The organism is uncultured Marinobacter sp. (assembly GCF_947488835.1).
Classification (GTDB): Bacteria; Pseudomonadota; Gammaproteobacteria; order Pseudomonadales; family Oleiphilaceae; genus Marinobacter.
The window spans coordinates 45,310-66,909 of the sequence record NZ_CANLBK010000006.1 but is presented as its reverse complement, the minus strand read 5'-3'; the positions used below and the strand labels follow the sequence as shown (position 1 = coordinate 66,909).

The window sequence follows — 21,600 nt, the reverse complement described above, 5'->3', positions numbered from 1 at the left end:
TGGGCCCTTTCTGGCCGCAATAACAGAGTGCAGCAAAAATCGAACCAATTTCGATAAGTTGATGACTGGGTGTTTAAACCTGCCGCCCTGGACGCTGTGGCGGCCAGTGGGTGGGGGGCGGCCAAAGCAACAGAGGAGCGGACAGGTCGACGTATTACGTCTCTGCTATCCGCGTTATTGTTGCACTATTGCTGCGCGGTCGCACCAAGATGGTGCGTTCGCGTCAGTTCTGAAGGGAGGGGCGGTGAATGGTAAAGCGTATAGGGCTGCCGGTTTTAATCTGAACGCCGTTTCTGTCCACAATATGAATCCCGGCCTCATGTGTGCCGCGAAACACGTTGCGAACGGTGACAGAGCCAGACGCGCTCTGGCCAACGGGCTGGCCATCCAGAGTTACTTCATATTTGTGGCCAGATGCAAGCCCGGGTGAACTGCTCATTTTGAACTGCACATCGCCGTTGCCTGAGTGGAATGCCTGCTCGTTTTCAGGGTATGTGAAAGAAACGCTCTCGTATATTGAGCCTTCCCGCTTCACTTCTTCTCGCAGCTTGTCGGTTTCCTGAACATTCTGCGGTTTCGGGAGAGTGATGGTTGTCACTGGCTTCACCTTGACCTTTTCAGCACCTTTCGAGGGCTCATCGGAGAAAGTGACATTGCCTTGCGCATCCACGTTGCGGTACACCTCTGCGGTGACCTGCCCTGAGATCAGGAGCATCAGCCCCGCGGTGATTCCAAGCGTTGATTTCATAAGTGCAGCCTACAGTAATATGTAGTCTGATTATCAATGGCCGGGCGGGCCTTTTCAATGCGGCGGTGGGGAGATGATGATTACATATCGTTAAGAGCTGCGGTGTTGTGTCGAGGATCACAAAATCTCGCTACAAAAAAAAGCCCCGCTTGTGAGAGCGGGGCTTTTGCTAGGACTATTCAGTGCCAGTGCAGCTTTTAGTGGGCTGCGGCAAGACTTTTAGCACGAATAGTAGAGTTCGAACTCAACCGGGTGAGTAGTCATGTTGATACGCTCAACTTCGCCGCGCTTCAGGTCAATGTAGCCCTGAATCATATCTTCTGTAAATACGCCGCCACGGGTCAGGAACTCATGGTCTGCTTTCAAGGCGTCCAAGGCTTCCTGCAGAGTCTCTGCCACCTTGGGGATGCTTAGCGCTTCTTCTTTTGGCAGATCGTACAGATCCTTGTCCATTGCGTCGCCAGGGTGGATCTTGTTCTGGATGCCATCAAGGCCAGCCATCATCAGAGCAGAAAACGCCAGGTATGGGTTGGCTGCCGGGTCGGGGAAGCGAACTTCCACACGGCGTGCTTTCGGGCTGGTGACATACGGGATACGGATGGATGCGGAACGGTTGCGCGCAGAGTAAGCAAGCATAACTGGCGCCTCGTAATGGGGAACCAGACGCTTATAGCTGTTTGTGGCCGGGTTGGTGAATGCGTTCAAGGCTTTGGCGTGTTTGATGATCCCGCCAACGTAGAACAGCGCCATTTCACTCAGGCCTGCATAGCTGTCGCCTGCAAACAGGTTTTTGCCGTCTTTGTTCAAACTCATGTGCACGTGCATGCCTGAACCGTTGTCACCGACGACCGGTTTGGGCATAAAGGTAGCAGTTTTGCCGTAGGCGTGGGCCACGTTGTGTACACAGTATTTAAGAATCTGAACTTCGTCCGCTTTTTTGGTCAGCGTGTTGGGGCCAACGCCAATTTCACACTGGCCGGCGGTGCCCACTTCGTGGTGATGCACTTCAATAACCAAGCCCATGGATTCCATGGCCGCGCACATTGCGCCCCGCAGATCGTGCAGACTGTCGACTGGTGGCACGGGGAAATAACCGCCTTTCACACCAGGGCGGTGGCCGATGTTGTTGCCATTAAAGTCGTCACCGGAAACCCAGGCCGCTTCTTCAGAGTGAAGCGAGTACATGGAGCCCTGCATGTCTGTTTTCCACTTGGCCGAATCGAAAACGAAAAACTCTGGCTCCGGGCCGAACAGCGCGCCGTCTGCGATGCCTGTGGATTTCAGGTATTCCTCTGCCCGGCGGGCAACAGAGCGGGGGTCCCGCTCATAGCCTTGCATGGTAGAAGGTTCAACAATGTCGCAGGTGATGTTGACGGTGCTTTCTTCGGTGAAGGGGTCGAGTACGGAGCTGCTGTCATCCGGCATCAGAATCATGTCGGATTCGTTGATGCCTTTCCAGCCGGCAATGGAGGAGCCGTCAAACATCTTGCCTTCGGCGAAGAAGTCTTCGTTGACTTCAGTTGCAGGTATGGTGACGTGCTGCTCTTTACCGCGGCTGTCGGTGAAGCGCATATCAACCCACTTCACTTCGTGCTCTTTGATCAAATCAACTGTCTTGGACATCTGCATGCTCCGTATGTATTCCCGCACCGCGGGCGTATTCGTGATCTTTGTTCCGGATCGCTCTGTGGGGCTTAACTCCGGTCTGGTATACAGGTCTGCGCAGCTTAACAAAAGCTGTTGGTTCTTACCTTCACATTTGCGCTGAGCAGAAGGTTTAAAAAACTTGATAGGTGGATTAAAGCAAGGCGCTTGCCAGTTTTGAGCGGTTACCCAGGATCTGAACATTTATGGCGTCTTTGGGGGTTGCTCGGAGATGGGGGCGACGGGAGTGATTGGCTTAACGGGCACGATGTGCGCCATAATGGTGCGAGAGGCGAGGCTGGCTCGACATTCTGCACCAAGTTGGTGCGATGAGATCGCTTCGTGAAATTGATTAAGAAATAGGCGTTCTTCTGCATATAAACGGTGCAGTGTTTTCGATATACTGCGCGCCGCTTCATTTTCTCTGCATGGGCTCAGGCTATTAGCCTGGGCGCGACATGCAGGGCGCTGGGCCGCCAGGTTCCAGTGGATGAATCCATTTTACAGATTTGAGATGGCGTGTGCGGGGTTGTCCCTGAATGGCTTTCTTGGATCATTGAGTGCATTTCTCAGGAATAAATTTGTGATTGAAAAACTTCGTAATATCGCCATTATCGCCCACGTTGACCATGGTAAGACCACGCTTGTAGATAAGCTGCTGCGTCTGTCCGGCACCCTGGATCGCAAAGAGCTCGAGAACGAGCGCGTCATGGATTCCAACGACCAGGAAAAAGAGCGGGGCATTACTATTCTTGCCAAAAACACCGCCCTTAAGTGGAATGGCTACGACATCAATATTGTAGACACCCCTGGGCACGCGGATTTTGGCGGCGAAGTGGAACGAGTGATGAGCATGGTTGATTGCGTGCTGCTGGTGGTAGATTCCATCGACGGCCCCATGCCCCAGACCCGCTTTGTAACCCAAAAGGCTTTTGCAGCCGGGCTTCGCCCGATTGTGGTTGTGAACAAGGTTGACCGCCCGGGCGCGCGCCCGGATTGGGTTGTAGACCAGGTTTTCGATCTGTTTGACAGCCTCGGTGCAACCGATGAGCAGCTGGATTTCCCGATTGTTTATGCCAGCGCCCTGAACGGTGTAGCCGGCCTGGACCATGAGGATCTGGCAGACAACATGGATGCCGTATTCCAGGCAATTGTTGATCACGTGCCCGCGCCGTCTGTTGATCCGGAAGGTCCCTTCCAGATGCAGATATCCCAGCTCGATTACAGCAGCTTTCTTGGTGTGATCGGTATTGGTCGTATTGCACGTGGAAAGGTTACAACCAACTCGCCAGTCGTTGCGATTGGTGCTGACGGCAAAAAGCGCCAGGGCCGCATCCTCAAGATTATGGGGCATTCCGGTTTGCAGCGAGTGGAAGTACAAGAAGCCCAGGCTGGCGACATTGTGTGCGTAAGTGGCCTGGATCAGCTTTACATCTCAGACACCTTGTGTGACATGAACAACGTTGAGGCGCTGCCTCCGTTGACCGTAGATGAGCCTACTGTATCCATGACATTCCAGGTTAACGACTCGCCCTTCTGCGGTAAGGAAGGCAAGTTTGTTACCAGTCGGAACATCAAAGATCGCCTTGAGAAGGAATTGCTGCACAACGTTGCCCTGCGTGTAGAAGAAGGCGACTCGGCAGATAAATTCAAGGTATCCGGGCGCGGTGAACTGCACCTGTCGGTACTGATTGAAAACATGCGCCGCGAAAACTTTGAGCTGGCGGTAGGTCGCCCTGAAGTGGTCATCAAGGAAGTGGATGGCGAGAAGCAAGAGCCGTACGAGAACGTTATTGTTGATATTGAAGAGCAGCACCAGGGTTCTTTGATGGAGCAAATGGGTTTGCGTAAGGGCGATCTCACCAATATGGTGCCGGATGGCAAGGGCCGCATGCGCCTTGAGTACACCATTCCTGCCCGTGGGCTTATCGGCTTCCGTAACAGCTTCCTGACCATGACCTCCGGTACGGGTATTCTTACCTCAACCTTCAGCCATTACGGGCCGATCAAGAGCGGTGACGTTACAAGTCGCCAGAACGGTGTGTTGGTGTCTATGGCTACAGGTACAGCGCTGACTTACTCGTTGGAGACTCTCCAGAGCCGTGGCAAGCTTTTCCTCGACCCGGGTCAGGATATCTATGAAGGACAGCTTTGCGGGATACATAGCCGCGAAAACGACTTGGTGATTAACCCCACCAAGGGTAAGAAGCTGGACAACATGCGTGCCTCCGGCAAGGACGAAGTCATTGGCTTGGTGCCGCCGATCAAGTTTACCCTTGAGCAGGCGCTGGAATTTATTGATGACGATGAATTGGTTGAAGTAACGCCAAAATCTATTCGTCTGCGTAAGAAGCACCTTACCGAAAACGAGCGCAAGCGCGCGAATAAGAAGTAAGGTTTACGTTCTGAATCAGGCCGGCGCTGGTAACACAGCCCCGGCCTTTTTTTGGCCTCCGGTATATGCAAAGTCAACCGGTGCCCGCTTATCTCGGCTACACTATCTTCGACCCTAAACTGATCAGCGGAGCTCCCCATGCTTACCCTGTACCCGGACATCAAACCATACGCGAAGCATCGGCTGGCGGTGGAAGAGCCCCATGAGCTGTATGTAGAGGAAAGTGGTAATCCGGAGGGAATTCCCGTTCTCTTTGTTCATGGCGGCCCTGGAGGAGGGTGCGAGGATTACCACCGCAGATTCTTTGATGCAGAGCGTTTTCGGGTCATTCTTGTGGATCAGCGCGGAGCTGGTCGCTCCACACCCCTGGCGGAACTTGAGGGGAACAGCACCGACAAGCTGGTTCAGGATATGGAAACCATTCGCGAATTCCTGGGAATTGAGCGCTGGTTGTTGTTTGGAGGGAGTTGGGGGTCGACTCTCAGCCTTGTGTACGCCCAGGCCCATGCTGATCGGGTTATAGGGCTTGTGCTGCGGGGTGTTTTTCTGTGCCGCCCGCGGGATATTTCCTGGTTCTATCAGGATGGTGCGAGCCGTGTATTTCCAGACTACTGGCAGGAATTTGAGGCCCCGATACCTGAGGGTGAGCGCAGCGATATGGTCAGCGCTTACTACCGTAGGCTGACCAGCAGTAACGAATTGGAACAGATGCAGGCTGCGAAGGCCTGGTCTTTGTGGGAAGGCCGCTGCGCTACGTTACACCCGAATCCGCGAGTTGTTGCGCATTTTGGCCATCCGCATGTTGCCATCGCACTGGCGCGAATCGAATGCCACTATTTCATGAATGCTGCGTTTCTCAAAGATAATCAGATTGTAAGGAATGCACACAAGCTTCGGGATATACCCGCCATTATTGTTCATGGTCGCTATGACATGGTGTGTCCGTTGGATAATGCGCTTGCCCTCAGCAATGCGTGGCCCGAAGCGGAGCTGCGAATCATCCGCGAAGCCGGGCATTCAGCATCTGAGCCTGCCATTGTGGATGCGCTGCTGCGAAGTGTTGATGAGGTGATTGCGAGAGCGGATAAAAATGCTGGCTGATGCTAGCCGTTAGTCGGGGTTGCGAGAATCTGCGAGCATGGCTACACTCTTGCCTGTTTGTAATTCTCATTGACCGGAGTTAACAAAAAAACAGGATGAAAGGACTTGTCCAGCGGGTGTTAAACGCCAGCGTCGAGGTCGACGGTCGTGAAATTTCGCGCGTAGATACCGGTATTTTAGTGTTGCTGGGTGTGGAGCGGGGAGATGGGCAGAATGAAACAAAACAGTTGCTTCGGAAAATACTTACCTACCGCATTTTTCCTGATGAAGCGGGGCGCATGAACCTTAGTTTGTTAGATGCAGGTGGCGCCTTGCTTGTCGTACCCCAGTTTACACTCGCTGCTGATACTTCCTCAGGTACACGTCCTGGATTTTCATGTGCTGCTGCCCCTGATTTGGCAGAAATTCAGTATGCCAGTTTCCTTGATCTGGCACGGGCGGAGCTTGGCGCAGCAAGGGTTAGAGAAGGTTTGTTCGGCGCGGATATGAAGGTAAGCCTGGTTAATGACGGGCCGGTAACTTTTATGCTTTCAACCCGCTGAGTGTTGTTGAAAACTTATTCAGGCAAGCGTTGATTTACCCTCCCGCGAATAGCGGAAGAGCCCAGGACAAAGTTGTAATGGAATAAGAATTTGCATTTTGGGCATTAAATGAGTTAAAAAAATGACATGAAATGTTTGCAAAGTGAGCGTTCATGTATTAAAAGTGAGTCATCATGCGGCGCATTAAGAGTGTGCCGTAAGTGACTGAAGCATAAAGAGCTGACTGGTCGTAGATCTTTATGATAAGAAAAGTTGCTTCTTTGTCATAGATTTGACATGTTGCAAACCTAAAATAAGAGCCATCCGGTTTTCTGGGGCAGCTTATAGAAATCGGGATTAACCCGTTGTTAAAACCTGAAATAACTCGCAAAAGGACATACAACATGAAGAAGACTCTCATTGCATCAGCTATTGCTGCCGTCGCTTTTTCCGGCACCGCTATGGCTCAGGAAAGCAACCTGCCGACGGTTTACGGTAATATCCAGTATGCTTTGTCTCATACGAACACTGAAGGCGGTGGTTCTTCACTTGACCACTATGACAACGGAAGCACCTTGGGTGTGACCCATGATCACGAAATCGCTCCTGGCGTTACCGGTTTCTTCAAGCTTGAGCTCGACGGGTTCAATGCCGACGATAAGTCCTACGGCCGCGGCCAGGCCCGTCTGGACGAAGCCTACATCGGTGTGAAAGGTGACAGCTTCGGTCAGATTTGGGTAGGTTCTGATGACTCTATGTACGAGCGTTCGATCGACAAGATCGCAAACTTCTACGAAGCAGGTAACCTGAGCATTGGTAACGGCGATACTGGAGTTTACAGCACTGGTGAAGGCGACCTGATTCAGTATGAGTCTCCATCTTTCGGTGGCTTCACTCTGGGTGCGGCAGTTCAGGTGAACGGCGATGGCACTGCGGGCGGTAAATCTTATCCGTACCAGCTGGCTGCTGCTTTTGCAGTAGATAACTTGGAGTTGGCGTTCGCGATGGACTCCAACGATGGCTCTACCCCATACTCTGGCACCACAAACACTGATCCTAACAACGAAAACACCTACGGCCTGCGTGCTACCTATAAGCTTGACGATCTGTCGATCACAGGTCAGTACCAGACACGTAAAGAAGTTGCAGACGTGTTTGGCTTGATGGGTGTTTACAGCATGGGCGCTAACCAGTTTGCACTTTCTTATGAAATGGCAGTGGCTGACGACGCGAATGACACTGAGCGTAACACGGTTACTTTGCAGGCTCTGCACAACCTGTCTGACCACATGTACGTGTACTTCGAAGGTTACCTGGGCGGCGGTGATGACGGCGTCTACGGCGTGACTAACGAAAGCGAAAAATCTGTCGCTGTAGTTGGCGCAGTTTACTACTTCTGATCAGCTAACCAGCTAATCAGTTAGTGTAGTATTGAAAACCGGTGACCTTAGGGTCGCCGGTTTTTTACGTTTTTGGCTTGCAGAAAATGGAGGTAAGGCAAGTATGGCGGAAGAGCTAGAAATCAAATTGAGCCTTCAGCCTGGTGATCGCGTAAAAGCTCTCAGATGGCTACTGGCGAAGCCGGAAGCTCAAGCAGGCAGTAAAAAATCCCTTGTAAACTGCTATTACGACACCCCTGATGCCGAGCTTAATCGTCGGCAAGCCGCCCTTCGTGTGCGCCAAGCGGGTAGTCAGTACATACAGACTCTAAAAACCCGCGGTGAGTTCGTGAACGGCGCGCACCGCCGCGATGAATGGGAGTGGCCAGTTTCGGGGCCTTCTCTTTCTCTGGGGCTGCTGGCGGAGACCTCTCTGGCTGATTGTGTGAATTTGGGACGGCTAGCGCCGGTGTTTGAAACCAATTTTACCCGCCAGGTGATTATGCTGGATGATGGTAAGGCGGTGATTGAATGTGCTGTAGATGAGGGCGTCATCGCCGCTGGGAGACAGGAAAAACTGCTGCACGAAGTGGAATTTGAGCTTGTCTCAGGCGACCCATCCAGGCTGCTTGTCTGGGCAGAAAAGCTCGCCCGGCAATGCCCGGTGTTTCTGAATCTGATCAGCAAGGCAGAGCAGGGTTACTACCTTGCAGGAATGGCTGTCATGGCTGCAGACGCCGGCGGCAAACACGATGATCTTGACCGCCTTTTATATCAGCTAAGTCATGCTTGGCTAGTGCGGGGAGGTGTATCGCTCGAGGGGATTGATCTTCAGGCGCTTGTGGTTAAGGCCGAAGCATGCGGGTTGGGGCAGTCCTTTGCCACAGTTGCCGGCGCGCTGGCTAAGGGCCAGCCTCTAGAAGATCTGCTAGGTAGGCCAGAACTTGGTCAATGTCAGCTTGGCTTGCTGGCGAATCGAGCACGGCGCACGCTAGGCACCTAAAATTATTGTGGCGATACTGAAATAGATCAGCACCCCGCTTACGTCGGCAATAGTTGTGATAAGCGGAATGCTGGCTGCAGCTGGGTCAATGCCCATTCGATTGAGCAGCAGTGGCAGCAAGATGCCAATCAGCCCGCCGGCAAGCACAACCGCAATCATGGTGATGGCTACAATTGTGGCTATAACCATCTCTGTGCGAAACATGCCTACAATCCATACTGTCAGCGCCATGCTCAAGCCGAGGGCGGTTGCCACGAGTAGCTCTTTATTAAACAGGCGAACCCAGTCGCGGTTTACCACATCTCCCGTTGCGATGCCCCTGACAACCAGTGTGGCGGATTGTGCCCCTGCGTTACCGGCACTGGCAACCAGGAGTGGCATGAAGAACAGCAAGGCCAGATGAGCGCCTATGATCTCTTCAAAATGCGCGATGCCGGCACCAGTGAAGATGTTGGCAAACACCAGAATAACCAACCATTGGATACGGGATCGGTAGAGTGAAAAAGGTGAGGCCAGAGTAATGCCTGAATCGAGATTGCTGACCGTACCGCCTTTGTGAATGTCTTCCGTTGCCTCTGCCTCGATAACGTCCATGGCGTCATCGTAGGTGATGATGCCCGCAAGGCGGTTGTGGTCGTCTACAACGGGTAGTGCCAAGAGGTCGTACTTGGCAATCAGCCTGGCTACATCGTCCTGCGACGTGTTCGTGTGCGTGGTCACCAGGCCCGTGGCGAGCAGGGAGTCGATAACGGTGTCGGGCTTGGCAATAATCAGCCGGCGCAAGGACACTACGCCGACCAGCACCTGGTCTTCATCAATCACGTAGGATTGGTAGATGGTTTCTTTGTTCTCTGCTGTTTTGCGCAGAATGTCTATGGCTTTACTCGCGGTGATGCCGGATTCAAACACTGCGTAATCCGTGCTCATCAACGCGCCAGCCGTGCCCTCTGGGTATGCCAGAAGCGCGGTAAGGTCTTCCTGATCTTCCTGGTCAAGCTTTTTGATTAGCTGTTTCTGACGAGGCTCTTCAAGCAGGTTGAAAAAATCAACCCGGTCGTCCGATGGCATTTCCGTAGTAAGTAGTGCCAGTTCAGCCAGAGGTGTTGTTTCGGTTAGTAGCAGCTGGGTGTCCGGGTTGGTATAGCCCAGAACTTTCGCTCGTAGAGCAATAGGGAGGCCCTGAAACAGAGCGCGGCCTGTTTCTCCCTCAATATTTTGCTCGATAAATTCGGCAAGGTCGGCAGCGTTGAATAGATTCGCGGCGTCAACAACGGCCGTAGGCTGGCCGGATGCAAGCGCATCTACCAGCGGCTGGAAAAGGACGGACTCCATAGACGATGCCTGGGAAAATTTCTCAGTGAGTAGTAGGGTTTGAAGTATTGGTTATGGTCGCATCTTCCTGCATGTTTCTCCATTTTTCCATAAACTTGCGATAGCGCTCCAGAGCCTCTTTAACCACCTCCAGATCTGGCGTGTCGCTGGATTTGACCAGCACGATAAGGCCTTTGCCCTCAATCTCTTCCGATATGGCAGGATGGCATATAACTTCGTCATCGTGGTTGATATAAGCCAGCGCAGTGCCTATGCCGTGGCGTATCAGCGCGCTGACAATATCGGCCCAGTTAAGATCATCCAGTTCCAGGTCGTAGCGGTGTGGGTGGTCTTGCTCGTAGTTGAACATGTCCTCCAGAACTTTTTCTGATCCCGGAGCCACTACAGAGCGCACCATGATCTCAGGGTAGGTGCGAACCGGGCGAATAACGGCGCGAACGCCAAGCTCTTTGTAGCGGCTGCGGTTGGCGTCTGTAACGCACTCTACGGTTGTTTTCTGGCCCAGATTGAGCTCGCCAAGGCGGTGGGATATGTCGAAAGTGAGGCTGTCTGAGTGAGGGTCAGATTCGTCGGCAGCCAAGACAACAATGTACTGGGCACTGCCTGCGTGCACAGCCTTCAGTGCTTCCGGATCGAACCCAGAGCCATGGTAGTGAACGATGCCTAAATCGGACAGCTCGGCGGGTAGCCCGCTTGGGAATTCCCGGGTAAGTAGCATGATCGGAATGCTTTCATAGCCCTGTACGGCCCGAATTTGCGTTGCAAAGCGCATGAAGTAGGTTGTGCCGCCGTGTTTCGGGGTATTGATAATGACTATGTGGTTGTTCATTTTATAGATCCAGCGTCCGGTGAGAATGCGTTCCCGGCGGTAGAACCGGTACTCGATAAAATCGCTGACAATCAGCGTCATTAAGGTAATAGCGCCCACGAAGATGAACAAAATGGTGCTGATGCGGCCTATGTAGGTTACGGGTGCATAGTCGCCATAGCCTACGGTCGCAATGGTAGTCATCGTCATCCAAAGCGACTCGAACAAAGTCAGCTCTTCTACTGCCCAGATTATCAGTATGTGGGTAGTCAGCAGTGCGATCAGAACCATAAACAGGTTTTTTGCCCGCTTCCGGATAAGCCCGCCCATGGGGATTTTGCTTTTCTCATGTTCCGCGTTGAGGGGGAAGCGGTTTCTTAGCATCCGGTGTTGGCCTGTTCAGTCTCGGGTTAGTTCGTTATACAGTAACGGAAATATAACAGAGAGACAGGGGTTTGCATTATGTCCGAGCCATGGAATTGCCTTCCTTTGCCGTTGGCGGATGATGTTTCTGCCAGTTGGGCATCGGTTTTTTCGGAAGGTTTGCCAGGCAGGCTGCTGGCGGATTCCGGCATCTCGAAAGAGGTGATCGCTCAGGCTATCGCCCGGAGCCTGTTTTTGCGGCAAACCCTTGAGCGACACCCCGCGCAGGTGCGCGCTCTGTTGGAATCAAGGCTGCTGAGTGAGCCAACCACGCCAGAGTATCTTCAGGCGCGCTGTCGCGAATACCTTTTGGACGTAATGGATGAGCCAGAATTGCATGTGGCGTTGCGTCGTTTTCGCCGGGAGACGCAGTTCCGCATCATCTGGCGGGATTTGCTGCGTTGGGCTGATCTGGCGGAAACCATGGCAGCGACCAGTGCATTTGCCGAAGTGTGCATTCAGGGTGCGCTGGACTGGCTGAACGAAGCCGCTTGTGAGCAGTATGGCACCCCTTGGGGAGTAGATCCGGTGACAGGTGCGGAGGCGCCCCAATCCTTGATTGTTATCGGCATGGGCAAGCTGGGCGGTCGTGAGTTGAATGTGTCTTCAGATATAGATCTGATTTTTGCCTTTCCCAGCAAAGGCGAAACCCGGGGTGGTCGGCGCTCATTGGACAACCAGCAGTTTTTCATCCGGCTTGGGCAGCGTTTGATTCAGGCGCTGGATCAGATCACCGCTGATGGCTTTGTGTTCCGTGTGGACATGCGCCTACGCCCTTATGGGCAAAGTGGTGCGCTTGCACTGAGTTTCGCCGCACTGGAAACCTACTATCAGGATCAGGGGCGAGACTGGGAGCGTTACGCCATGGTCAAGTCCCGTGTGGTAGCGGGTGATCGGAAGGCTGGGGAAGTTCTGATGGAAAGCCTCCGGCCCTTTGTGTATCGCCGTTACATTGATTTCAGCGCGTTTGAATCCCTGCGCAGTATGAAAGCGATGATTGGCCGCGAGGTGCGCAGGCAGGGGCTTGAGAACAACATCAAGCTTGGTAGTGGTGGCATTCGGGAAATCGAGTTTGTGGTTCAGGCGTTCCAGCTCATTCGAGGTGGCCGCGACAGAGAGCTTCAGCAGCGTGAATTGCTGGTTATTCTGAAAGAGCTGGAGGAGTTGGAGCTATTGCCTTCGCAGGTGGTCAATGAGCTTCGCGAAGCCTATGTTTTTCTTCGCAACCTTGAGCATGCCCTGCAGGGCATGGAGGATAAACAAACCCAGCTATTGCCTGAGGATGATATTTCAAGAGCGCGCATTGCACTGATCATGGGCTTCGACGATTGGCCACGCTGCCAGCATGCTTTGGCACTGCACCGAGAAAATGTAACAACCCACTTTGCTAACATTATTGCGACAGAAGAAAGCGAAGACAGTGCCCAGTCATCCCTGGATGAAGGCTGGTGTGAACTTTGGCTGGCGGAAGTTGATGAGGCTTCAGATATCGAGTGGCTGGAACAACACGGCTACGAAGATCCAGCGGGCAGTCTTGGTCTACTCGCCAGTTTGCGTGACAGTCGCACTGTTCAGACTATGCAGACGCAGGGGCGTAAGCGACTGAACCAGTTTATGCCGGTGCTTCTGGAAGCGTTATCCGAAGTGGAGAAACCCTCAGAAACCTTGTCCCGTGTTTTGCTTTTGGTTGAAGCGATTTTGCGCCGAACGGCCTACATGGTTTTATTGCTGGAAAACCCCGGAGCCCGCGCGCAACTGGTAAGCCTGTGTAGCGACAGCCCCTGGATTGCACGGCAGTTGGCTGAAACCCCTTTGCTGTTGGATGAGTTGCTTAACGCTGAAAGCCTATACAGCCCGCCGGCGCGAGAAGAGTTGCAGGATGACCTGCGCCAGCAAATGCTGCGGATTTCCTATGATGATCTGGAAAACCAGATGGAGTCGCTGCGCCACTTTAAAAAGGCCCACACCCTCCGCGTTGCGGCCTCCGAGCTAAAGGGCACCTTGCCTCTCATGAAGGTAAGTGACTATCTCACCTGGATTGCGGAAGTGGTGCTTGATCACGTGGTCGACGTTGCTTTCGCCAATCTGGTCGCCCGCCATGGGTATCCCGGGCAAGCTGAAGGGGCAAGCGGCGGCACGGACTTTGCGGTGATCGGCTACGGAAAGCTCGGTGGCATCGAGCTGGGCTACACCTCGGATCTTGACCTGGTGTTTGTTCACACTGCAGACCCAGAGCTAACAACGGATGGCGATAAACCCATTGATAACGTGGTGTTCTATACTCGCCTGGGCCAGCGCATTGTTCATATCCTGAATGCGCAAACCCCTTCGGGCCAGTTGTATGAGGTCGATATGCGGCTGCGACCATCGGGTAATTCGGGGTTGTTGGTGAGTACCCTGAGTGCATTTGAAAAGTACCAGCGCAACGACGCCTGGACGTGGGAGCATCAAGCCTTGGCTCGGGCCCGCGGCGTTGCAGGGAGCAAGCAAACAATTGCAGCGTTTGAGACGGTTCGACACAACATACTTTGCCAGAAACGTGACAAGGATTCCCTGCGCCAGGAAGTGCTGGAGATGCGCGAGAAAATGCGCAGCAATCTGGGTACCCCAGAAAGCCTGCGGGAAGAGACCTTCCACATAAAACACGATGCCGGCGGCATTGTGGATATGGAATTCATGGTGCAGTACCTGATGCTGGCCTGGAGTGAGGCGCACCCGGAGCTGACTCAGTGGTCTGACAACATCCGGCAAATGGAGGAGCTGGGTCGGGCTGGGGTGTTGCCGGTGGGCGATGCGGAGAAGCTGCGTGAGGCCTATATCGCCTTACGATCCAGCATTCACCGACGAGCGCTGCAAAATCTTAATAGCCAGGTGGCGAGTGATGCGTTCACAGGCGAGCGGCGATACATTCAGTCCGTCTGGAAGAAAATCATGTTGGTGTAGCAAGCCTGGTGTCGTTTCGCCAAAATTTCCTGATAGAATGCCAAGCTACACTAGGTTTCCAAAAACCGCTTTTTTAGGAGCAACGAAGCATGTCGATGGCTGATCGCGATGGCGTTATCTGGCTGGATGGTGAAATGGTCCCCTGGCGTGAAGCCAAAACCCACGTCCTGACCCACACTCTGCACTACGGCTTGGGCTGTTTTGAAGGGGTGCGCGCTTACAACACTGCGAATGGCCCGGCTATTTTTCGCCTGCAGGACCATACCGATCGTCTATTCCGCTCTGCCCATATTCTGAACATGAAGATGCCGTTCAGCAAAGAAGAGCTGAACGCAGCTCAACTTGCAGCGGTTCGTGAGAATAACCTTGATGAAGCCTACCTGCGCCCGATGGTGTTTTTGGGCTCTGAAGGCATGGGTCTGCGTGCGGATAACCTGAAGGTTCATGTAATGGTTGCGGCCTGGAGTTGGCCTTCGTACATGTCGCCAGAAGCCAAGGAAGTTGGCATCAAGGTGCGCACCTCTTCATACACTCGCCACCACGTTAACATCACCATGTGCAAGGCGAAGGCAAACGGCAACTACATCAACTCCATGCTGGCGTTGAACGAAGCGATTGCCAGTGGCTGTGAAGAAGCGCTGTTGCTCGATAACGAAGGTTATGTGGCTGAGGGTTCGGGCGAAAACATCTTTATCATGCGCAATGGGATTCTGCACACACCAGAGCTGACTTCTTGCCTGGAAGGCATTACCCGCCAAACCATTCTGGATTTTGCCGCCGAGTTGAACATTCCGGTGAAAGAGCGTCGTATTACTCGCGATGAAGTGTATGTTGCCGACGAAGCCTTCTTTACTGGTACCGCAGCTGAAGTGCTGCCAATTCGTGAGCTGGACGGTCGTGCTATTGGCGCTGGCAAGCGCGGACCGGTAACCGAGAAATTGCAGGCTATGTATTTTGATGCGGTGAAAGGAAAACTGCCGCAGCATAGCGACTGGCTGACGCACGCAGGGTAATTCCCCTGTGGGGGCGAGCTGCGTCAAGCATATTGGAGGCACTGGAGGTTATCTGGTGTCTTCAGCCGTTAAAGAGAGTTTCCGGGAAGAGTGGTTCGACCCGGATTTCTGGGGTGGGCAGGCAGTTTTGATCACCCAGGGTGGCCGAGGCGCTGCCTGGTTTGTTGAAGGGTCGTTTGGCGAGGCTGTATTGCGACACTTTTGTCGCGGAGGCTTGCCGGGTCGTTTTATTCGACGAAGTTATGTATTCACCAGCGTGGATGCCGTTCGATCGTTCGCCGAATTCCGCTTGTTGAATCAGCTTCTCGATGAAGGTTTGCCCGTACCTGAGCCTATTGCTGCAGGCTACCGGTTGCATGGGCCTCTATTCTATAGTGCATCACTGATTATTCGTCGGATTCCTGGTGCAAAGCCGATCTCTGAGTATGTTGACGCGTCGAGCGGAGAAATCTGGCAGGCGGCAGGTGCCTGTGTGCGCCGGTTTCACAACGCCAGCGTGAACCATGCGGATTTGAACTGCATGAACATTCTGGTTGCGGATCAAATCTACCTGATTGATTTTGACCGGGGGCGCATCATGCCAGAACAGGCTGGAGACGGGTGGAAAGAAAGCAACATCAGTCGCCTTGAGCGGTCAACAAAGAAGTGCCTGGGGCAACTGGATGACAAACTGCGAGAGCAATTCTGGCAGAGATTTATGAAGGGTTACCGGGAAGACTGATTAGTAAACCGGTGTTTCCCCTGGTGCCGTTCGGCGAAAGCGTTTGTACTCCCACTGATACTGTTCCGGCGCCATTTCAATACATTGCTCCACTGAACGGTTCAGCGCGGCAAGCGATTCAGGTATATCTTTCGACGTCATACCTTCGTCCGCTTTCTTGATGACAATCTTGAACCCTTCGCCGTTGGGTAGTCTCTGGGCAAAGGTGATCAGCGGCTGCGCGCCCGTTTTATGAATCAGTTTTGACGAGAGCGTCATTGTGGCTGTGGGGATGCCATAAAATGGTGCGAACTCACCGCCCTCCAGCCTTGGGGTCTGATCTGGCAGTATGCCTACGACTCCACCCTCCCGCAAAATGGTAAAAAGGCGGATGATGCCTCGCCGATCCGTCGCGACCAGTTCAGAACCGCTGCGACTTCTGACATTCTTGATGTAGGTTTCAAACTCTTGGCGGTTAGGCGGGCTGTAAAGGGCTGCCATTTTATAGCGGGAAGCAAAGAACAAACCTGCAAGTTCCCAGTTGCCCAAGTGTGGCGCAAGCAGGAGTAAGCCTTTGCCGTCTGCCTTGTAGCCATCAAGCAGGTCTTCGCCTTCAATTTCCTTTATCAGACCCAAACAGCGTTCAACCGGCCACTCCCACATTAAAGGAATCTCCATCGCTGTGGCACCGGTTTCGCGAAGGCTCTGGCGACCCAGGTGTTCCCGTTCCGCATCTGTAAGATCTGGATAACAGGCGAGCAAATTTTTGCGGGTGGTTTCTACAGAACGACCACCCAATCTCCAAACTAAGCCGCCGAGAAAACGGCCAATGCGTTGCGCCGAGCGGAGGCTGAGCAGGGATAGTAAACGGAAAGCCAGAGCGATGAGTTTGCCGGACACAAGAAAAATCCAATCAGCGGGATGCAGATCGGAAAAGTACCACTGTCATCTGGTACGTACAAGTTGGGGGCTGTTTGGTTAACAGATGGTTTCCTGTATTTGAGACCGCGCCATGTTAGAATTTGCCGCTTTAAGGAATGACGCCCGGAGGAAATCCACCCCTTCAGTCGGGCGCAAGAATCAGGCGCGACTCGGGCAGCAACTATGTGGAATTTGATCGTACTGGCTTTTTATCGGTTTGCGGCAGGTGGCTGGATACCGGCCGCATGGTTTGAACCCAATCTACCGCCAGAAAAGGATCGCGCTGCCCGCACGGGGCACCTGAGTGTTGAAGTTGTCAGCCACTGCTGGAACTACTCACATTTCCTTGTTTATCAGCTTAGCTCTGTGGTGCTTTTTCCGCCTGAGAAGCTTGATGTGACGATGACCGTTTTTTACAGCCCGGAAGATGCTAAAACAAAAGCACTGTTGGATTTTTTTGGTCAACAGGTGGTTCCGGGTGTTAGCTGGAACTGGCAACCAATTCCAAAACAGCAGCTTTTTCGTCGCGGTATTGGTCGCAACCGCGCCGCCCTGGCAACAAAGGCTGACTGGGTCTGGTTTACTGATTGCGACCTGATGTTTCGTGACAACTGTCTGGATGCCTTGGCAGAGGCGTTGCAGGGGCGCCAGAACGCATTATTATTCCCGGAAATCGAACGAACAACGGACTTGCTGGCGGAGAACAACCCCATGCTCCAGGCGGGTTCCTCTGAGCCACAAGTGCTCGATATCGATACCTCATCGTTTACATCACGGCATATATCCAAGGCGACTGGGCCACTACAGATCGCCCATGGTGACGTTTGCAGAGCTGTCGGCTATTGCCGCAACATTGGGCTCTATCAGCAGCCGGTAGAGAGCTTTGCAAAATGCCATGAAGATCGGGCGTTCCGCTGGTTGTTGCGTAGCCAGGGTGAGCCGATTTCGATTCCGGGTGTATTCCGGATCCGGCATGTTGCGAAAGGACGCTACAGCGGCAGTGAAACCCGCAGTCGGCTTAGAACCTGGTTGCGGGTTTGGCAGTCGCGGCGGCGGGATAGGGGCGCGAAATGATGGATGCAGCGCCGTCATTCATTCTTATAACGCCCACTTGGTCTGGCGATCTTGAGCACTACAGGCTGTTACGAGCCTCCATAGAGCGCTCAGGGTTGCGGGATATTCCGCATGCAACCGTTGTTCAGGCAGAGGATAGGCATGCCTTCAGCGGTTTCGGGGGCGGCTCTCTTACTATGCTCAGTACAGCCGACGTCCTACCTGCAGCACTAGAGCAAAAGCGGCTGAAGGCGCGGGCTTATGAACGAATGCTCGGGCGCCATGTCACCCGCATAGCCGGAAGCTTGTCCAGAAAAATCGGCGTGCCGTCCTGGCCGCATTACACCGGCTGGCACACCCAGCAGATATGTAAACTCAAGCTAGCGGCGGAGTCTGAATGTGACTATGCGGTTGTTATCGATTCTGATGTGGTTGTCTGCCCGGATGCAACGCCAGCGGAGCTCTTGCCTGCAGGGAGTGCCATCGCCTGTTATGCCACATGGGGCACGCCAGAAAGGCTGATTTCAAAAGTCCGGAACTGGGTGAATCAGGCGAGTCATCTGGTCCATGCAAAGCCTGAAGATAATGGCCGCATCAACGATTATTTTGACACTCCTTTTATAATACATGTGCCAACCCTGAGAGCGTTGTTTGAGTGGCTTGAATCAGAGCATGGTGAACCCTGGTGGAGTGTTCTACTGAAGCAGCCCCCGCGCCGCTGGTCTGAGTTTGCAACCTACAAAGCATTCTTGGCTCGTAGGCAGACGGACTATGGTCAGAATGTCGTTTGGGCAGATACAGAGCATATCCGATATATTTTCGATACCAGTGATGCAGAGCGTCTTTCTCGCGAAGTCGCTTTGTGCTTCAAGGACCCCGCTATAAAATTCGTGACTATTCATTCCCAAAGTACGGGGCGGAAGTTATGGTCGGTTGAGAATTGGTCTGGCCAGCTAATGAATCTGATTACAAAACAGGACGGGCTGAATGACTGACGTTAAATGTTCCCAGCATGCTGAATGGGCAGGGCAGCATCCTTTGATTCTTGTGGTTAGTCTCGTGCGCGCAGCTGAGAGAAGGGCAGCCATTGAAACTCAATTCGCCTCACTTGATTTGGAGTTTGAGTTCTTCGATGCGGTTGATGGGAAGGACGGTCACGCGCTGTTTGATCACTACGACCCTGAGAGGGTCAGGTTGATCGGCGGTAAGCCTCTTACATATGGGCAGTTGGGCTGCTTCGCGAGTCACTTTCTCATTTGGCAGCGGTGTGTTGAATCGGGGCAGGCAGTTATAGTGCTTGAGGACGATGCGCAAATTTTCCCTGCGCAGTTCACTGAGTTCTTGCAGTCGATTCCTCTGCTGCCAGACAGCGTGGAATGTGTCCGGCTATTTGAGAATAAAGCTCGGAATACTCTCTACTATCCAGTCACGGAGTTAGGATCACTTCAGTTAGGCAAGTATCTGCGGGGGCACATTAGTGCAACAGGCTATTATCTAACGCCCCCAGCTGCTGGAAAGTTTATTGCTTATTGTCAGAGTTGGGCAGAACCAGTTGATCGATTAATGGATCATTTCTGGGTCAACGGGGTTGAGTGCCATGGCATAGATCCGCCCTGCCTTACCCACGACCCTGTACAGGGGTCTTTTATGCCTTGGGGTGAGGAGCAGAAGGCGAAGCGAACTCTCCGAAGCTACATAAGGTGGCGGTCATACATGCTTAGGCAAAAGTTTGGCAGGATCGTTCATAACTTTTGGTACCTCATAAAAGCAAGGCCTGGAAAGGCACGGCGCCAAGACTTCAGTCGTTAGCTGAGAGCAGCTTTGCCTCAGTAAGACAATGTTTATGCCTTCGCGGTGGGTACTGGAATTTCACAGGGATAACTATGTCAGCTAGCATCACATTCTGTATCTTCTCGTTCAATCGCGGCGCCTTTCTGAAAAACTGCATTGACTCCATTGAGGCTGCCATTGATCAGCCCGAAATTGTTATATTCGACGACGATAGCAACGACCCACAAACTCTTGAGTTCCTTGCGGGCATTAAAGACCGCCACCAGGTTGTGTTACCGGAAAAAAAGGGCAGCATCAAGCATGGCGGGTTGTACCACAACATGCAGAATGCCTTGGTTAAGCTGAAAGACCGAAACCTTCTTTGTTATCTTCAAGACGATACGCAGTTGGTAAGGCCCATACTGGGGCATGAGGTGATAGAGCTTGATAAGCTGTTTGAATCGAACCCGGACGTTGCGTTCATTCATCCATGCTTTATTCGGGGTGTCGATCAGTTAAAGCGACCACTGATTCCAGAGTCGGGGCCTGATGCGTCAGTTTTCATGCGCAAGAATATGGGGCAAAGTGCAGGGGTTCACTATTCCGACCTGGTTATGTTTAAGCCTGCGCGTTTGCTCGCAGCAGGTTGGGAATTTCACCAGTCTGAGCCTGCAAACGATAGTCAGGCCAAGGCGTCTTTCGGCCCTATGTTGTATCTCTGGGCGCCATTTGCAATGTGGTTGCCCGAGGTTCCTGCTTATCGTGGTAAAAGTAAAACGTTGGGCTTGAAGCTTGCGGAGAAGCGTAAGAGGTGTGGTTTTTACCCCTTTCGTATGTGGACGGAGGAGCAGGCTTCACGTTTTCTGGCGGCGTCCAGTGAGAATGTGCCTCCCATCGCCGAGCAGTTTCTGGACTGTAAGGGGGAGACTCCTGCCAAGCCGTGGACCTATAACCCGCTCACGGGCTTGAGCATGCTCAAGCATCTCAATAATATTGAGGTTGCTCTCAAGCGATGGCTGCCGATTATTCGGAAATAATCGGCCAACCAGAGTTCGCCCGAGAAACGGGATGATAAACATTCAAACTAATGGTTCTTACTAAATATGCCCCCCCAAATTGTCGTCATAAGCCTAGCGTCGGCTCTCGAGCGCCGAGAGAAAATCTCTCAGCAATTGCAATCCCTCGATCTCGAGTTTTCTTTTTTTGATGCGGTTAATGGAAGCAAGGGGCATGACCTGTTTCGCCATTACAACTCAATGAAACGTCGGCGAGAAGAGCCTGATGACATGTCTCCGGGACAGCTTGGGTGCTACGCCAGTCACTATCTGATTTGGGAGCAGTGCGTAGAGTCAGGGCGTCCGATGATTGTTCTTGAAGATGATGCACTGTTATTCCCGGAGCGCTTTGACACCTTTGTAAATGTCACAGAAAAGCTCCCCGAGAATCTTGAGTGTGTCAGGCTATTTTCTCCTTTGCGAAAGAAGAGTACACCTCTGAAGCGCGTATTTGAGATCGGCAGTATTGAAGTGTTCAAATACTCCAAAGGACACAAAAGCACCACAGGTTATTATCTAACCCCAACCGGGGCTGAAAAGTTTCTCCGGCACGCCAGGGAATGGACTCAGCCAGTGGATTTGGAGATGGATGAGTTCTGGAAGCATGGTGTGGAGAACTATGGTGTGCACCCGCCATGCCTGACTAATGACCAAGAATTTGACTCCATGATCGGTTACGCGAAGCAGAAATCGAAACGTGATCTCCGTGTAACGCTCTACAGAAAGGCCAAGCATCTGAATGAAGCCGTTGCGCGCACGGTTCATAACCTGAAGTTCCGGTTGCGGTGATA

General features: G+C 52.9%; 18 protein-coding genes. 13 read left to right on the top strand and 5 right to left on the bottom strand.

Going from position 1 to position 21,600, the window contains the following annotated elements:
* Nucleotides 1-223 precede the first annotated feature (223 nt).
* Together Q0824_RS16525 and glnA are read right to left on the bottom strand one after the other, a co-directional pair.
* Complete coding sequence (locus Q0824_RS16525) at nt 224-748, bottom strand: DUF4124 domain-containing protein (protein WP_298453340.1); 525 nt, start codon at nt 746-748, stop codon at nt 224-226.
* A 219-nt stretch (nt 749-967) separates the two neighbouring features.
* Complete coding sequence (glnA, locus tag Q0824_RS16520; RefSeq protein WP_298453338.1) at nt 968-2,371, bottom strand: glutamate--ammonia ligase; 1,404 nt, start codon at nt 2,369-2,371, stop codon at nt 968-970.
* 604 nt (nt 2,372-2,975) lie between these two features.
* Between glnA and typA the strand changes: the two genes are divergently transcribed.
* The 5 genes from typA (at nt 2,976) to Q0824_RS16495 (ending at nt 8,791) form a co-directional block, all read left to right on the top strand.
* Nucleotides 2,976-4,787 carry a translational GTPase TypA gene (typA, locus tag Q0824_RS16515; RefSeq protein WP_298453336.1) on the top strand — a complete coding sequence of 604 codons (1,812 nt, stop codon included), beginning with the start codon at nt 2,976-2,978 and terminating at the stop codon, nt 4,785-4,787.
* A 138-nt stretch (nt 4,788-4,925) separates the two neighbouring features.
* Entirely contained in the window at nt 4,926-5,888 is a 963-nt protein-coding gene (gene pip, locus Q0824_RS16510; RefSeq protein WP_298453334.1) for a prolyl aminopeptidase, read from the top strand.
* A gap of 95 nt (nt 5,889-5,983) precedes the next feature.
* Nucleotides 5,984-6,430: a D-aminoacyl-tRNA deacylase gene (gene dtd / locus Q0824_RS16505; protein WP_298453332.1), complete on the top strand. Its 447-nt coding sequence runs from the start codon at nt 5,984-5,986 to the stop codon at nt 6,428-6,430.
* Nucleotides 6,431-6,813: 383 nt separating this feature from the next.
* Nucleotides 6,814-7,809 carry a porin gene (locus tag Q0824_RS16500; RefSeq protein ID WP_298453330.1) on the top strand — a complete coding sequence of 332 codons (996 nt, stop codon included), beginning with the start codon at nt 6,814-6,816 and terminating at the stop codon, nt 7,807-7,809.
* A 103-nt stretch (nt 7,810-7,912) separates the two neighbouring features.
* Nucleotides 7,913-8,791, top strand: coding sequence for a CYTH domain-containing protein (locus Q0824_RS16495; RefSeq protein ID WP_298453327.1), 879 nt, complete (start codon nt 7,913-7,915; stop codon nt 8,789-8,791).
* Here Q0824_RS16495 and mgtE read toward each other — a convergent pair.
* Nucleotides 8,780-10,123, bottom strand: a complete 1,344-nt coding sequence (gene mgtE, locus Q0824_RS16490; protein ID WP_298453325.1) for a magnesium transporter — start codon at nt 10,121-10,123, stop codon at nt 8,780-8,782. The genes Q0824_RS16495 and mgtE overlap by 12 nt on opposite strands.
* 22 nt (nt 10,124-10,145) lie before the next feature.
* On the bottom strand, nt 10,146-11,315 hold the full coding sequence (locus Q0824_RS16485; RefSeq protein ID WP_298453323.1) for a potassium channel family protein: 1,170 nt from the start codon (nt 11,313-11,315) through the stop codon (nt 10,146-10,148).
* 78 nt (nt 11,316-11,393) lie between these two features.
* On the opposite strand from Q0824_RS16485, the gene glnE reads away from it, so the two are divergent.
* The 3 genes from glnE (at nt 11,394) to Q0824_RS16470 (ending at nt 16,031) form a co-directional block, all read left to right on the top strand.
* Nucleotides 11,394-14,297, top strand: coding sequence for a bifunctional [glutamate--ammonia ligase]-adenylyl-L-tyrosine phosphorylase/[glutamate--ammonia-ligase] adenylyltransferase (glnE, locus tag Q0824_RS16480; protein ID WP_298453321.1), 2,904 nt, complete (start codon nt 11,394-11,396; stop codon nt 14,295-14,297).
* Nucleotides 14,298-14,386: 89 nt separating this feature from the next.
* The gene (locus Q0824_RS16475) at nt 14,387-15,310 is read left to right on the top strand and encodes a branched-chain amino acid transaminase (RefSeq protein WP_298453319.1); all 924 of its coding nucleotides are present in this window, start codon (nt 14,387-14,389) and stop codon (nt 15,308-15,310) included.
* 55 nt (nt 15,311-15,365) lie between these two features.
* Nucleotides 15,366-16,031, top strand: coding sequence for a 3-deoxy-D-manno-octulosonic acid kinase (locus Q0824_RS16470; RefSeq protein WP_298453317.1), 666 nt, complete (start codon nt 15,366-15,368; stop codon nt 16,029-16,031).
* Here the strand turns inward: Q0824_RS16470 and Q0824_RS16465 are convergent, their stop codons facing one another.
* Nucleotides 16,032-16,910 (bottom strand): lysophospholipid acyltransferase family protein, encoded by an 879-nt coding sequence (locus Q0824_RS16465; protein ID WP_298453315.1) that lies wholly within the window; start codon nt 16,908-16,910, stop codon nt 16,032-16,034.
* Nucleotides 16,911-17,114: 204 nt separating this feature from the next.
* On the opposite strand from Q0824_RS16465, the gene Q0824_RS16460 reads away from it, so the two are divergent.
* The 5 genes from Q0824_RS16460 (at nt 17,115) to Q0824_RS16445 (ending at nt 21,598) form a co-directional block, all read left to right on the top strand.
* Complete coding sequence (locus tag Q0824_RS16460) at nt 17,115-18,005, top strand: glycosyltransferase family A protein (RefSeq protein WP_298453313.1); 891 nt, start codon at nt 17,115-17,117, stop codon at nt 18,003-18,005.
* Nucleotides 18,002-18,979: a DUF6492 family protein gene (locus Q0824_RS16455; RefSeq protein WP_298453311.1), complete on the top strand. Its 978-nt coding sequence runs from the start codon at nt 18,002-18,004 to the stop codon at nt 18,977-18,979. The genes Q0824_RS16460 and Q0824_RS16455 overlap by 4 nt, the downstream gene beginning before the upstream one ends.
* Entirely contained in the window at nt 18,972-19,793 is an 822-nt protein-coding gene (locus Q0824_RS17375; RefSeq protein WP_366521686.1) for a glycosyltransferase family 25 protein, read from the top strand. The genes Q0824_RS16455 and Q0824_RS17375 overlap by 8 nt, the downstream gene beginning before the upstream one ends.
* Before the next feature lie 74 nt (nt 19,794-19,867).
* Complete coding sequence (locus tag Q0824_RS16450; protein ID WP_298453309.1) at nt 19,868-20,791, top strand: glycosyltransferase; 924 nt, start codon at nt 19,868-19,870, stop codon at nt 20,789-20,791.
* Nucleotides 20,792-20,857: 66 nt separating this feature from the next.
* A complete protein-coding gene (locus Q0824_RS16445) occupies nt 20,858-21,598 on the top strand; it encodes a glycosyltransferase family 25 protein (protein ID WP_298453307.1) in 741 nt (246 codons plus the stop codon).
* The last annotated feature ends 2 nt before the right edge of the window (nt 21,599-21,600 follow it).

Coding starts and splice junctions, on each gene's coding strand:
- Q0824_RS16525 (WP_298453340.1), bottom strand. CDS start 748: ATGAAATCAACGCTTGGAATCACCGCGGGGCTGATGCTCCTGATCTCA.
- glnA (WP_298453338.1), bottom strand. CDS start 2,371: ATGTCCAAGACAGTTGATTTGATCAAAGAGCACGAAGTGAAGTGGGTT.
- pip (WP_298453334.1), top strand. CDS start 4,926: ATGCTTACCCTGTACCCGGACATCAAACCATACGCGAAGCATCGGCTG.
- dtd (WP_298453332.1), top strand. CDS start 5,984: ATGAAAGGACTTGTCCAGCGGGTGTTAAACGCCAGCGTCGAGGTCGAC.
- Q0824_RS16500 (WP_298453330.1), top strand. CDS start 6,814: ATGAAGAAGACTCTCATTGCATCAGCTATTGCTGCCGTCGCTTTTTCC.
- Q0824_RS16495 (WP_298453327.1), top strand. CDS start 7,913: ATGGCGGAAGAGCTAGAAATCAAATTGAGCCTTCAGCCTGGTGATCGC.
- mgtE (WP_298453325.1), bottom strand. CDS start 10,123: ATGGAGTCCGTCCTTTTCCAGCCGCTGGTAGATGCGCTTGCATCCGGC.
- Q0824_RS16485 (WP_298453323.1), bottom strand. CDS start 11,315: ATGCTAAGAAACCGCTTCCCCCTCAACGCGGAACATGAGAAAAGCAAA.
- glnE (WP_298453321.1), top strand. CDS start 11,394: ATGTCCGAGCCATGGAATTGCCTTCCTTTGCCGTTGGCGGATGATGTT.
- Q0824_RS16475 (WP_298453319.1), top strand. CDS start 14,387: ATGTCGATGGCTGATCGCGATGGCGTTATCTGGCTGGATGGTGAAATG.
- Q0824_RS16460 (WP_298453313.1), top strand. CDS start 17,115: ATGTGGAATTTGATCGTACTGGCTTTTTATCGGTTTGCGGCAGGTGGC.
- Q0824_RS16455 (WP_298453311.1), top strand. CDS start 18,002: ATGATGGATGCAGCGCCGTCATTCATTCTTATAACGCCCACTTGGTCT.
- Q0824_RS17375 (WP_366521686.1), top strand. CDS start 18,972: ATGACTGACGTTAAATGTTCCCAGCATGCTGAATGGGCAGGGCAGCAT.
- Q0824_RS16450 (WP_298453309.1), top strand. CDS start 19,868: ATGTCAGCTAGCATCACATTCTGTATCTTCTCGTTCAATCGCGGCGCC.
- Q0824_RS16445 (WP_298453307.1), top strand. CDS start 20,858: ATGCCCCCCCAAATTGTCGTCATAAGCCTAGCGTCGGCTCTCGAGCGC.